The sequence below is a fragment of the Marinospirillum sp. genome (genome assembly GCF_035271045.1).
Classification (GTDB): domain Bacteria; phylum Pseudomonadota; class Gammaproteobacteria; order Pseudomonadales; family Halomonadaceae; genus Marinospirillum.
Map to the genome: position 1 here is coordinate 101,713 of NZ_DATESC010000030.1, position 13,371 is coordinate 115,083.

Below are 13,371 nucleotides of genomic sequence, written 5' to 3' on the forward strand. Positions count from 1 at the left end.
AGACTAGCTTCCCATCTAAAGCTCTTCCTCCCTGTTTTTTTGTTCTAGCCTTAACAAGGTTAGAACCTGATCTATTTTCGGACGGTTTTCATGACGCGTTACATATTCGTAACTGGTGGTGTTGTTTCATCTTTAGGAAAAGGCATAGCTTCTGCATCTTTGGCAGCAATTCTTGAAGCCCGTGGCCTAAAAGTCACTATCATGAAACTGGACCCCTACATTAACGTAGACCCAGGCACCATGAGCCCTTTTCAGCACGGTGAAGTATTTGTTACTGAAGACGGCGCAGAAACTGACTTAGACCTTGGTCACTACGAACGTTTTATTCGTTCGCGCATGACTAAGAAAAATAATTTCACGACGGGGCGCGTTTACGAAAATGTTTTACGCAAAGAACGCCGTGGTGATTATTTTGGTGGCACAGTACAAGTAGTACCGCACATTACTGACGAGATTCAAACCCGTATTATTGAAGGCGCTAAAGGTTATGACATAGCGCTGATTGAAGTGGGCGGCACCGTAGGCGATATTGAATCCTTACCTTTTTTAGAAGCCATTCGTCAGCTAAGGGTTAAAGTGGGTTCACAGCACGCTTTGTTTATGCACCTAACCCTAGTACCTTATTTAAAAACCGCCGGTGAAACTAAAACTAAACCAACGCAACACTCGGTTAAAGAACTCCGCTCGATTGGTATTCAACCCGATATTCTTATTTGCCGTTCAGAAGTAACCATTGAAGCAAACGAGCGCCGCAAAATTGCGCTATTTACCAACGTCGATGAAAATGCGGTTATTTCTTTACCCGATGCCGACACGATTTACCGCATTCCGGGTATGTTGCATGAACAAGGGCTGGATGAAATTGTCGTGCAAAAATTTGGCCTTACTTGCCCAGAAGCCGATTTAAGCGAATGGGTACAAGTGGTTGATGCCAAACTTAATCCACAAAAAACCATTAAAATTGCCATGGTTGGTAAATACATGGAGTTGCTGGATGCTTACAAATCATTAATTGAAGCCATTCAACACGCTGGTATTAAAACTCGCACTAAGGTTGAAGTGGATTTTGTTGATTCAGAAGAAGTTGAACGCAAAGGCACAGGTCGCCTAGCCGATAAAGATGCCATTTTAGTGCCTGGCGGCTTTGGTGAGCGTGGCGTTGAAGGTAAAATTTTGACGGCTCAATTTGCGCGTGAAAATAAAATCCCTTACTTGGGCATTTGTTTAGGAATGCAAGTAGCCGTCATTGAATTTGCACGTAATGTTGCTGGTTGGAGTGATGCCAATTCTACCGAATTCACCCTTGATACTCAGCATCCAGTGGTTGGATTAATTACTGAATGGCTCACGGCTGATGGTAAAATTGAAACCCGTGACACCAACTCTGATTTAGGTGGCACGATGCGTTTAGGCGGTCAAATTTGCCACCTAGAACCCAACACTAAAGCCTTTGCTAGCTACGGTGCAGAAAAAATCATTGAGCGTCACCGCCACCGTTACGAAGTGAATAATCAGTTTATTGGTGAGCTAGAAAAAGCTGGCCTCATTATCTCAGGTCGCAGCGAAGACAAAGCCCTTGTTGAAATGATTGAGTTACCCGATCACCCTTGGTTTGTGGCTTGCCAGTTTCACCCAGAATTTACGTCAACACCGCGTGATGGTCATCCGCTGTTCACTCAGTTTGTAAACGCTGCATTAGCCCATAAAGCTGAACGTAAAAGCACTGGCGCTGCTGTATGAGTTCAAGCAGTTTAAATTTAAGCACAATACAGGTTGCAGATATTACATTAGCCAACCACCGCCCTTTTGTTTTATTGGGTGGTATGAATGTACTGGAATCGCGTGACATGGCGTTAGAAGTGGCTGAACACTACGTTAAAGTGACCCAAAAACTGGGTATTCCTTACGTGTTTAAAGCCAGCTTTGATAAAGCCAATCGCTCATCCATTCATTCCTTTCGTGGCCCTGGATTAGATGAAGGCTTAAAGCTTTTACAAGAAATTAAAACTACGTTTAATGTGCCCGTGATTAGTGATATTCACGAATGGGAACAGGCAGCGCCAGCCGCCGAAGTGTTAGATATTTTGCAGCTGCCTGCTTTTTTAGCACGTCAAACCGATTTAGTCACTGCTATGGCTAAAACTGGCAAGCCTGTTAACGTGAAAAAGCCGCAATTTATGTCGCCTAGCCAAGTAAGTAATTTGGTTGAGAAATTTGCTGAAAACGGCAATAACCAAGTGATGCTCTGTGAACGTGGCGCTTGTTTTGGTTACGATAATCTAGTGGTGGATATGCTAGGTTTTGGGGTAATGAAACAAGCTGCTAATAATGCACCCATTATTTTTGATGTGACTCATGCATTACAAATGCGTGCTGCTACGGGTGCTGCTTCAGGCGGTCGTCGTCAACAGGTTGCAGAACTAGGGCGTGCTGGTTTAAGCCAAGGCATTGCTGGACTATTTTTAGAAGCGCATCCTAATCCTGACCAAGCGAAATGTGATGGCCCTTCAGCCTTACCGCTAAACAAATTAGAACCTTTTTTACAGCAGATGAAAGCCGTGGATGACTTAATAAAATCCTTGCCAGCACTGCACATAGATTAACCCCCTTAATTAATAACCAACTATCCTAACTGACTCAATTGGAGACTTCTTTTCATGGCTAAAATTATCGATATCAAAGGGCGTGAAGTGCTGGACTCACGCGGCAACCCAACGGTTATGGTTGACCTGCTGGTTGAAGGCAATTTCAAAGGCAGCGCTTGTGCGCCTTCCGGTGCTTCCACGGGTTCGCGTGAAGCATTAGAATTGCGTGATGGCGATAAGTCGCGTTACTTAGGTAAAGGCGTGTTAAAAGCCGTCGCCAATATTAACGGTGCTATTCGTGATGCGCTGCTAGGTCAAGATGCTAGCCAACAAGCCGTTATTGATAAAATTATGCTAGATTTAGACGGCACAGAAAACAAAGCCAAGCTAGGTGCTAACGCAATTTTGGCGGTTTCTTTAGCAGCCGCCAAAGCAGCCGCGAATGCCCAAGGTATTGAGCTGTTTGAACACATTGCCAACATTAATGGTACGGCCGGCGTTTACTCTATGCCAGTGCCCATGATGAACATTATCAATGGTGGCGAGCACGCCGATAACAACGTTGATATTCAAGAATTTATGGTACAGCCGGTTTCAGCACCTAACTTTGCTGAAGCTTTGCGCGCCGGTGCAGAAATTTTTCATGCCCTTAAAAAAGTTTTACAAGATAAAAACCTTAGCACCTCAGTAGGCGATGAAGGCGGTTTTGCACCTAACCTAGCCTCTAATGCTGAAGCCCTAGCAGTTATTAAAATTGCCGTTGCCGATGCTGGCTACGAGCTTGGCAAAGACATTACTCTCGCCTTAGACTGTGCGGCTTCTGAATTCTACAAAGATGGTCAATACAACCTAGCTGGCGAAGGTAAAGTTTTTACTGCTGAAGAATTTAGTGATTATTTAGCAGACCTTTGCCAAACCTACCCGATTGTTTCTATTGAAGATGGTCAAGATGAATCCGATTGGGCTGGCTGGAAAATTCAAACCGAAAAACTGGGTGCTAAAGTTCAGCTAGTGGGCGATGATTTATTTGTCACCAACACTAAAATTTTACAAGAAGGCATTAGCAAAAATATCGCTAACGCCATCCTTATTAAATTTAACCAAATTGGTACGCTAACGGAAACCCTAGAAGCCATTCAAATGGCAAAAGATGCGGGTTATTCAGTGGTTATTTCACACCGTTCTGGCGAAACCGAAGATGCAACCATTGCTGATTTAGCCGTAGGTACCGCAGCAGGTCAGATTAAAACCGGCTCACTGTGCCGTTCCGACCGCGTTGCTAAGTACAACCGCTTATTAGTCATAGAAGAAATGTTAGGTAGCCAAGCACCTTACGCAGGCTTAAAAGCCATTAAAGGTCAGTAAACTAAATACATTAGTTGGCATACAGCTTGCCTAAACTAAGGAAGGGACAAGGAAAGAATAATGAAACATCTTTTTAAAATGCTGTTAATTGCTTTACTAACAACAACCTTGCTTGGCTGTATCGCACAACCGCAACCTAAAAAGCCACAAAGACCCGCTTGGATGGATAACCCAAGAGCCGTGGGTGACATTGTAGGGCTGGGGCAAGCTGGGTTTCACTTTAATGGCAAAGCAGCACAGCGTGAGCTAGCTACCAGTCGTGCATTAGATGAAATTGCACGGCAAATGGGTGTTACCGTCAGCAGCATTATGGTGATTAACCAGCAACACACCAGCATGGGCAGCAGCACTAATATGGCAGCAACCTCTGAACAAAGTGTTAAAGGCAGTGTTGTTAATGCCGTTGTCCATGATGAGTGGTTAGAAGGTGATACGCTGTACATTATTATGGTGGGGCGCTAAAGCTTACGATTAAAACTCAGCCTAGCCAAACGCCCTTCTGTGTAAAAATCAACCCTGAAAGTTGGCCATCCAAACTTCAGGGTTTTTTATAGCTAAAAGTAAAACTGATAAGCCGTTACTGTATTTTGTATAATCACCTTTTTACTCTTCACTCTTTACTCTGCGTTGCTGATAACCATGCCTCGATTACTATCTACGCTAGTGCTACTACTGCTGCTACTGACCCAATACCGGCTGTGGTGGGGCGAAAATGGCTTGCTAGAATATTGGCAAACTAAACAACTTGTTTCCAGCCTAGAAGAAAATAATCAACAACTAAAAAAACGCAACACGCGGCTTAACGCGCAAGTACAAGATTTAAAAAGTGGTTTAGATGCCGTTGCAGAACGCGCCCGCTTTGATTTGGGCATGATAGGCAAGGATGAAACTTTTTTTTGGTTAATTGGTGATCCACCACAGCGCGTTAAAATACCCGAACAGGCAATGGAGCCAATGCCATGAACCCTACCGCCCATCCAACAAATAACGCAACACTTTGGTGTCTACTACCCGCAGCAGGTATCGGTCAACGCATGGGAGCCGATTTACCTAAACAATATTTACCTTTAGCCAACCAAACCCTGATTGAAATTACGCTAAGCCGTTTGCATTTAGCTTTTCCTCACGCCATCTTGGTATTACCGCTGCACCCTGAAGACCTTTGGTGGCCAGCAGCAGAGCAGCGATGGTTAAAACGTTATCCAAATGCAAAATTGCTTACCTGCTTAGGCGGCAAAGAACGTGCTGACTCCGTTCTCAATGGGCTTGATGCCCTAGCCGCTTTTGCCCAGCCCGATGATTGGGTATTGGTACATGATGTGGCACGACCTTGCGTTACACAGCAAGACTTACACCATCTTTACGCCGTGTTAGAAAACCATCCAGTAGGCGGTTTATTAGCAGCACCCGTTGCCGACACCATGAAACGTGGCAGTGATACTAATCAAGTCAGCGCAACGGTAGATCGCCATCAGCTTTGGCACGCGTTAACGCCGCAAATGTTTCGTTTTAACAAGTTGTCTTCAGCTTTATCTAAAGGTTTGGCAGCAGGTTTAAATTTAACTGATGAATCATCCGCATTAGAAGCCGCAGGTTTTCAGCCACTGTTAATTGCAGGACGCAGGGATAATATAAAAATCACCAACCCAGAAGACCTGCCTTTTGCAGCGCAATTATTAAGCCATCAATCCACTCACCAACCCACTACTTTGGAAAACAATTAAATCATGCGTATCGGACAAGGCTTTGATGTTCACAAGTTTGGCCCTGGCGAATTTATCACTTTAGGTGGCGTACAAATTCCTTACCACCAAGGTTTAGAAGCCCATTCTGATGGTGATGTACTGATTCATGCCATTTGCGATGCGCTGTTAGGTGCGTGTGGTTTAGGCGATATTGGCTATCACTTCCCTGATACCGATCCAGCTTTTGCTGGTGTAGATAGCCGCATTTTATTACGCAAAGTGATGCAAACCGTAACACAGCGTGGCTACCAGCTAGCCAATGCGGATATGACCATTATTGCCCAAGCACCCAAAATGCTACCGCATTTACCCGCCATGTTAGAAAAGCTAGCGGCTGATTTGAATGCCCCTGTGGATAGAATAAACATCAAAGCCACTACCACAGAAAAATTAGGTTTTGTTGGCAGAAAAGAAGGCATTAGTGCCCTAGCCATCGTATTATTGGAAACCACCTCATGCAGCCAGTAGTCGCGTTACAAGATCCATTAACAATACTACAAACTCAACTGCCGACAGTTTTGCCTGCCTCACCTTGGCAGGGCGTTTACCGTTTACAACCAGACGATTTCCAAGTAGAAGAAATACTAGGCTTTGAACCCGAAGGGCAAGGCGAACACCTTTACTTATGGATAGAAAAAAACGGCAGCAACACGGTGTTTGTTGCCCAAGAACTGGCTAGAAGTGCCGGTATTCACCCTGCTGCGGTGGCTTATTCAGGTTTAAAAGATCGCCATGCCATTACCCGTCAGTGGTTTTCTTTGCACCTACCCGGTAAAGCAGACCCAGCAGTAGAAGCACTTAATTCCGCCAACTGGCAAGTATTAAAAATGGCACGTCATCCGCGTAAATTAAAGCGAGGTACGCACCGCAGCAACCGTTTCACTTTACGCTTGCGTGTTGATAATGCCGATGAAAACACAGGTAACTGGTTAAAAGAGCGCTGGCAGCAAATTATTCAACAAGGCGTGCCCAACTATTTTGGGCCACAGCGTTTTGGGCGCGGCGGACAAAATATTCAAAAAGCGATGGATTGGTTAATGGCTGACACGCCACAAAAACCACCCAAGCGCCAAGAAAAAGGTATGTACCTTTCATCATTACGCAGTGCATTATTTAATGTTTGGTTAGCAAAAACCATTACACAACAACACTGGCTAACGCCTTTAGCTGGCAGTTGCTTTAACTTGCAAGGTACGCGTAGCTATTTTGCTGACCCAACCGCAGCCAACCTTAGCAGCCGTTTAGAAAAAGGCGATATAAACCTAGCAGGACCTTTGGCCGGTAAAGGGCGTTTAGAAAGTGCTGGGGTTGCTTTGCAAGCCGAAGAAACGTTTCGTGAAGCTTATTTACCCTATTGGCAGGCATTAGAAAACCAAGGCTTAAAAGTCGAATACCGCCCATTAAGAATGTTACCTCAAGCCGCTGAATTTAATTGGCAAGCTCCTTGGTTAACCCTAAGTTTTGCTTTGCCCAGCGGTTGTTTTGCGACCAGCTTGCTGCGTGAGCTCATGGATGCCAGTGATGCTCAACTTGCTTAGGCGTGTTTTGAATTAAAGAGAGAGCTGAATGAAACTACTTTTATCCAATGACGACGGTGTTCATGCCGATGGTTTGGCAACACTTGCAGCCGCTTTAGAAGATTTAGGTGATTTATTAGTAGTTGCGCCAGAGCGTAACCGCAGCGGTGCCAGTAACTCACTGTCATTAGACCGCCCACTTTATCCACAACAGCTTAATAACGGCTTTTGGTCGGTTGATGGCACACCAACGGACTGCGTACATTTAGCAGTCGGTGGCGTGTTTGGTGATCTACCCGACCTAGTTATTTCGGGCATTAACCACGGTGCTAACTTGGGTGACGATGTGCTTTATTCCGGCACCGTTGCTGCGGCTACTGAAGGGCGTTTTTTGGGTTTACCTGCCATTGCAGTATCGTTGGCTGGCAATACTCACTTTGCTACCGCAGCAGAGGTTGTGCGTAAACTGGTCAAAAGCTTTATTGAAGGAACTAACCAGCTACAACTCCCGCCACGCAGTTTATTAAACGTCAATGTACCCGATGTACCTTTATTTGCATTAAAAGGTTATAAAATAACCACGCTAGGGCATAGACATAAAGGCGTTGACCCCATCAAAACCATTGATCCTCGTGGTCAAGCACGTTATTGGATAGGCGGTGTCGGTAATGCCGCAAAAGCAGGTGAAGGCACTGACTTTCACGCCATCAGCAAAGGGTATGTATCCATTACACCTTTACAGTTTGATATGACTCGGCATGAAAGCCTTGATCAGGTGGAAAAATGGTTGAACGCTTGCAGCTAAACCCCCAATTCAGAGGCATTGGCTTTACTTCCCAGCGCACGCGTAATCGTATGATTGAGCGCCTTGTGGAGCAAGGAATAAAAAATAAAGCAGTATTAGACGTTTTGCGTAATCTACCACGGCATTTATTTGTCGACGAAGCCCTATCGCACCACGCTTATGAAGATACGGCTTTGCCAATAGGTTTAGGTCAAACGCTAAGCCAGCCCTATATTGTGGCGCGAATGACCGAGTTACTGCTAGAAAAAAGCCCTAAAAAAGTATTGGAAATAGGCACAGGTTCTGGCTATCAATGTGCTGTTTTAAGCTGTTTGGTGGCTAACGTTTGGAGTGTAGAGCGTTTAGATTCTTTACTAGAAAAAGCCCGCCAGCGCATTAAAACGTTAAACCTAAACAATGTGCATCTGTACCATACTGATGGTAGTTTTGGTCTAGCTAGCGCAGCACCTTTTAATGCCATTTTAGTCACCGCTGCACCTAAAGAAATACCTGCCAGCTTATTTGACCAGCTAGCCGAAGGTGGACGTTTAATTATTCCTGTAGGTGATGAACAGCAAATGTTAAGCATTTTTGATAAACAGGATGGCAAACTGATGCAAACTGATATTCAGCCAGTACGCTTTGTGCCGCTGCTGTCTGGAGCTAACTAATGAAACTGTGGCAAATTTATCTACGCGGTATGTTAATGGGTGCTGCGGATATTGTACCGGGCATTTCTGGTGGCACCATTGCCTTTATTACCGGCATTTACGAACGCTTAATTAATAGCCTACGCAGCTTTAATTTAACACTGTGGAAAGTTTGGAAAGAGCAAGGTTTTACTGGCGTGCTTAAAGCAGTTGATGCTATTTTTCTTGTCACACTTTTAGCCGGTATTTTGTCCAGTGTTTTACTACTATCACACTTTATAAGCTGGTTATTAGCTAGCTATCCGCTGCACCTTAACGGTTTGTTTTTTGGGTTAGTGGTTGGTTCAGCCGTCATTATTTCTCGTGAAATGGGAGGATGGACACTCAACCAATTACTTTTAATCTTGTTAGGTGCTTTTATGGCTACTTTTATTAGCCAAGTATTGCCAAGTATTGGCAGCATTACGCCGATTACTTTCTTTTTTGCTGGCATGATCGCCATTTGCGCGATGATACTGCCCGGTATTTCGGGTAGCTTTTTACTTTTAACGCTGGGGCTTTATGGCCCTTTAATTGAAGCCGTTAAAGTATTTAATCTAACTTTTATAGCTGCTTTTGCTGTGGGTGCTGGCTCTGGTTTATTGGCTTTTTCACACTTATTGGGTTGGTTATTTGACCATTTTAGAGCGGCAACTTTTGCGGTTTTATTTGGTTTTGTTATTGGCTCACTCAAGCACATTTGGCCTTGGCAGTTTTTAACCCGCTATAAAATTAGTAACCAAGGCAAAATGCTTCCTTTAGATACACAAGTGTTACCACCTTGGCACTTTTCAGACATAACAGGGCAAGCCTCTTATTCGCTAACAGTCATTATATTAATGCTTGTTGGGCTATTAATGGTGTTGTCTCTGGCTTCACATAAAAAATAACTAAGGCTAAATTATACGGCATATAATTTGCTTGCTTTTATAGTGTTTTACCCAGTCATCTTTTTAAGGGAGTAAAGTAATGACTAAAAAAACACTAAAACAAGTCAACACTGCCGCATTAGATTCAACGCAACTTTATTTAAATGAAATCGGTAAATCACCCTTACTCACCGCCCAAGAAGAAGTTTTTTTTGGGCGTTTAGTATGCCAAGGTAACTTAGCTGCTCGCCAACGCATGATAGAAAGCAACTTACGATTGGTCGTCAAAATAGCCCGCCGTTACAACAATCGTGGTTTAACGTTACTGGATTTAATAGCAGAAGGTAATCTAGGTTTAATTCGCGCCGTTGCAAAATTTGATCCTGAACTTGGTTTTCGTTTTTCGACCTATGCAACTTGGTGGATAAGGCAAAACATTGAGCACGCTTTAATGAGCCAAACGCGCATTGTTCGACTACCCATTCACTTGGTTAAAGAACTTAACACCTATTTACGCGCAGAAAACAAACTTGCCCAACACCTAGACCAAAAAGCAACTACTGAAGAAATTGCTCAATACCTAAAAAAACCCCTTGCAACCATTAAAAATTTAATCGGACTGAATGAACGCATTACATCGTTTGACTTGCCAACAGGGTCTAACAACGATAGACCACTGCTAGAAACCTTAGCCGATGATGCCGATGATCCACTGGATGCGACTCAACAAGAAAGCGTTAGTATTCATGTAGAAAACTGCATCACTCGACTCACCAAAAAACAACGTGACGTTATTATCAGGCGCTTTGGACTAGAAGGTTATACAGCCACTACTTTAGAAGAGATTGGCAAAGAAATTGGCTTAACCCGCGAAAGAGTCCGCCAAATTCAAATGGAAGCCTTAAAAAAACTAAAAAACATCCTAGATAAACAAGGTATAAACAGGGACGCATTGTTGACTGCCTAATAAAACCAGCCGCTAAAAAGCATTACCCAATCCAACCGACTGTCATCAGTCGGTTTTTTTATGTACGCATTTGCATACATTATGCGAATGATATTAACAGTAGCAACGGTTGTTTAAGTTGTTTTTATATTAGCACTATTTTCAAGTTATTGTTTTATATAGATAAAATAATTGTCGCGCATTTATGCAGGCCATTTATTGCCCTTTTTTTTTATAAAGAAAATGCTAATCTACACCTGTCGTCACGGAGCTAGGAAGCAAGATGACAAGGATAAAAGGAAGTAAGGTGCAAGGTTGAAGGAGGCTAGGATTGCCAAACCAGAAAGCACTTAGGAGCAACTTTGGAAAAGTTGAACAGCAGGTAAGCTTTAGTCTGTAAACGGATGTTTAAAAACAGCGATAAAGGAAACTTTTCAGGATAGAAAAGTTGGTAAAGGATACCCAATAAGGACATACCCCAGGGCGGCATTGCCGCCCATATTTATTCCCCTCGCCAAAAGTTACCAGCCCTTCCCACCCACAGTTACAACAGGACAGTGTTTTTTATCTGACGCTTTAATTTACATAAGGTAAAATGCAACGCATCAACTCTCCTTCCTGCTGCACTTGGTACTCCTCATGTTTGTTCGTAAAATTTTTGATTACCCTAAATACTGGGCTGAATGTTTTGGCACAGCACCTTTTTTGCCCATGAGCCGCGAAGAAATGGACTTACTCGGCTGGGATAGATGTGACATTATTCTTGTCACCGGTGATGCTTACATCGACCATCCTTCTTTTGGCATGGCAGTGATCGGCCGAACATTAGAAGCGCAAGGCTTTAGGGTCGGCATTATTGCCCAACCCGACTGGCAATCTAAAGACGACTTTATGAAGCTTGGTAAGCCAGAACTCTATTTTGGCGTAACAGCAGGCAACATGGATTCAATGATTAACCGCTACACAGCTGACCGTAAAATCCGTTCTGATGATGCCTACACCCCAGGCGGTATGGCAGGTAAACGTCCCGATCGCGCCAGCGTGGTTTACACACAACGCTGCAAAGAAGCTTGGAGCGATGTTCCCGTTATACTTGGCGGTATTGAAGCGTCATTACGCCGCATTGCTCATTACGATTACTGGCAAGATAAAGTACGCCGCTCCATTTTGCTCGATTCCAAAGCAGATATGTTGCTTTTTGGTAACGCCGAACGCGCTCTAGTCGACGTATCGCACCGCATTGCACAAGGCGAAAAGATCGCCGATATTACCGATATACGTGGCACTGCATTTATCCGTAAAGATACCCCCGCCGACTGGCTAGAAATTGACTCAACCCGTGTTGACCGCCCAGGGCGAATTGATAAAGTCATTAATCCCTATGTCAACACGCAAGACACCGAAGCTTGTGCCGTTGAACAACAAAAGCAGAATCCGTTAAGCCATACTGAGTTAGACGATCAAACCGAACAAGCCCTTGAATTACTAACCACCGAGCAAGCCAAAGAGCGTAAACAACTCGAACGGCTTGTAACCGGAAAACACCGTGATAAAAGTGTCATTCGTTTACCCAGTTTTGAAAAAGTCAGCAAAGACCTTGTACTTTATGCCCACGCTAACCGTGTGCTACACCTAGAAACTAACCCAGGCAATGCACGGGCTTTAGTACAAAAACACATCGACCAAGACTTGTGGGTAAACCCACCCCCCATTCCGTTAAGCACGGAAGAAATGGACTCGGTATTCGATCAGCCTTACGCGCGTGCGCCGCACCCTGTGTATGGTGATGCCAAAATACCGGCTTGGGATATGATTCGTTTTTCAGTCAACATTATGCGCGGCTGTTTTGGTGGCTGTACTTTTTGCTCCATTACCGAGCATGAAGGTCGCATTATTCAAAACCGCTCAAAAGGTTCAATTATTCGTGAAATTGAAGCTATGCGCGATAAGGTTAGTGGTTTTACTGGCGTGGTTTCAGATTTAGGCGGCCCTACCGCCAATATGTATCGCCTAGCGTGTAAAGAACCAGAAATAGAAGCGGCTTGCCGAAAACCTTCCTGTGTATTTCCCGGCATCTGCCCTAACTTAAATACCGATCACTCTTCGCTAATCGAGCTGTATAAAGAAGCCCGTGCATTACCCGGCGTTAAAAAAGTATTGATTGCCTCTGGTTTACGTTACGACTTAGCCGTTGAATCACCCGAATACATTAAAGAGTTAGTCACCCATCACGTTGGCGGCTACTTAAAAATAGCACCCGAACATACCGAAAATGGCCCGCTGTCTAAAATGATGAAGCCAGGCATCGACAGCTATGACCGTTTTGAACAGTTATTTACTAAGTATTCTAAAGAAGCCGGTAAAAAGCAGTACCTGATTCCTTACTTTATTGCTGCCCACCCCGGCACCAGCGATGAAGATATGATGAATTTGGCGCTGTGGCTTAAAACAAAAGATTTACGCGCCGATCAAGTACAGGCTTTCTACCCGTCACCAATGGCAACAGCAACGACCATGTACCACACTGAACGTAATCCGCTAAGCAAAGTGGATTATAAAAGTGAGAAGGTTGAAATCATTAAAGGTGAAAGGCAAAGAAGGCTACATAAAGCATTTTTGCGCTACCACGACCCCAGAAATTGGCCACTGCTGCGTGAAACCTTAACCGCGATGGGCAGAAGCGATTTAATTGGCTATAGCAAAAAACACCTTATACCACCCACCGACCCTATTAAAGGCACAGCCCAAGCAGGCAAGGTTAAATCAACCACTAGAATCCTTACCCAACACACCGGCTTACCCCCTAGAAGCACGTCAAAAGTAGGCAAGCCAAAAGCAAGCAGCACAAAAAAATCGAAACGGTTCTAATCC

Annotated in this window: 13 protein-coding genes; all 13 read left to right on the forward strand. The window is 44.2% G+C overall.

Translation table 11 applies throughout. The features are described from left to right. Nucleotides 1-90: 90 nt before the first annotated feature. The 13 genes from VJY63_RS11095 (at nucleotide 91) to VJY63_RS11155 (ending at nucleotide 13,368) form a co-directional block, all read left to right on the forward strand. On the forward strand, nucleotides 91-1,740 hold the full coding sequence (locus VJY63_RS11095) for a CTP synthase (protein WP_324050860.1): 1,650 nt from the start codon (nucleotides 91-93) through the stop codon (nucleotides 1,738-1,740). Continuing rightward, nucleotides 1,737-2,603 carry a 3-deoxy-8-phosphooctulonate synthase gene (kdsA, locus tag VJY63_RS11100; RefSeq protein WP_324050861.1) on the forward strand — a complete coding sequence of 289 codons (867 nt, stop codon included), beginning with the start codon at nucleotides 1,737-1,739 and terminating at the stop codon, nucleotides 2,601-2,603. The genes VJY63_RS11095 and kdsA overlap by 4 nt, the downstream gene beginning before the upstream one ends. A 54-nt stretch (nucleotides 2,604-2,657) precedes the next feature. Further along, nucleotides 2,658-3,950 carry a phosphopyruvate hydratase gene (gene eno, locus VJY63_RS11105; RefSeq protein ID WP_324050863.1) on the forward strand — a complete coding sequence of 431 codons (1,293 nt, stop codon included), beginning with the start codon at nucleotides 2,658-2,660 and terminating at the stop codon, nucleotides 3,948-3,950. 60 nt (nucleotides 3,951-4,010) lie between these two features. Next, nucleotides 4,011-4,412: a hypothetical protein gene (locus VJY63_RS11110; RefSeq protein ID WP_324050864.1), complete on the forward strand. Its 402-nt coding sequence runs from the start codon at nucleotides 4,011-4,013 to the stop codon at nucleotides 4,410-4,412. Nucleotides 4,413-4,589: 177 nt separating this feature from the next. Continuing rightward, entirely contained in the window at nucleotides 4,590-4,913 is a 324-nt protein-coding gene (gene ftsB, locus VJY63_RS11115; protein ID WP_324050866.1) for a cell division protein FtsB, read from the forward strand. Continuing rightward, nucleotides 4,910-5,674 (forward strand): 2-C-methyl-D-erythritol 4-phosphate cytidylyltransferase, encoded by a 765-nt coding sequence (gene ispD / locus VJY63_RS11120; RefSeq protein WP_324050868.1) that lies wholly within the window; start codon nucleotides 4,910-4,912, stop codon nucleotides 5,672-5,674. The genes ftsB and ispD overlap by 4 nt, the downstream gene beginning before the upstream one ends. Nucleotides 5,675-5,677: 3 nt before the next feature. After that, entirely contained in the window at nucleotides 5,678-6,163 is a 486-nt protein-coding gene (ispF, locus tag VJY63_RS11125) for a 2-C-methyl-D-erythritol 2,4-cyclodiphosphate synthase (RefSeq protein WP_324050869.1), read from the forward strand. Beyond that, nucleotides 6,151-7,233 carry a tRNA pseudouridine(13) synthase TruD gene (truD, locus tag VJY63_RS11130; protein WP_324050871.1) on the forward strand — a complete coding sequence of 361 codons (1,083 nt, stop codon included), beginning with the start codon at nucleotides 6,151-6,153 and terminating at the stop codon, nucleotides 7,231-7,233. The genes ispF and truD overlap by 13 nt, the downstream gene beginning before the upstream one ends. Nucleotides 7,234-7,261: 28 nt before the next feature. Next, on the forward strand, nucleotides 7,262-8,017 hold the full coding sequence (surE, locus tag VJY63_RS11135; RefSeq protein WP_324050873.1) for a 5'/3'-nucleotidase SurE: 756 nt from the start codon (nucleotides 7,262-7,264) through the stop codon (nucleotides 8,015-8,017). Continuing rightward, on the forward strand, nucleotides 7,996-8,667 hold the full coding sequence (locus VJY63_RS11140; protein WP_324050875.1) for a protein-L-isoaspartate(D-aspartate) O-methyltransferase: 672 nt from the start codon (nucleotides 7,996-7,998) through the stop codon (nucleotides 8,665-8,667). The genes surE and VJY63_RS11140 overlap by 22 nt, the downstream gene beginning before the upstream one ends. Further along, nucleotides 8,667-9,575 (forward strand): DUF368 domain-containing protein, encoded by a 909-nt coding sequence (locus VJY63_RS11145; protein WP_324050877.1) that lies wholly within the window; start codon nucleotides 8,667-8,669, stop codon nucleotides 9,573-9,575. Before VJY63_RS11140 ends, VJY63_RS11145 begins: the two co-directional genes overlap by 1 nt. Before the next feature lie 79 nt (nucleotides 9,576-9,654). Next, entirely contained in the window at nucleotides 9,655-10,521 is an 867-nt protein-coding gene (gene rpoS / locus VJY63_RS11150; protein WP_324050878.1) for an RNA polymerase sigma factor RpoS, read from the forward strand. 618 nt (nucleotides 10,522-11,139) lie between these two features. Further along, nucleotides 11,140-13,368 (forward strand): YgiQ family radical SAM protein, encoded by a 2,229-nt coding sequence (locus VJY63_RS11155; protein WP_324050880.1) that lies wholly within the window; start codon nucleotides 11,140-11,142, stop codon nucleotides 13,366-13,368. Nucleotides 13,369-13,371: the final 3 nt, after the last annotated feature.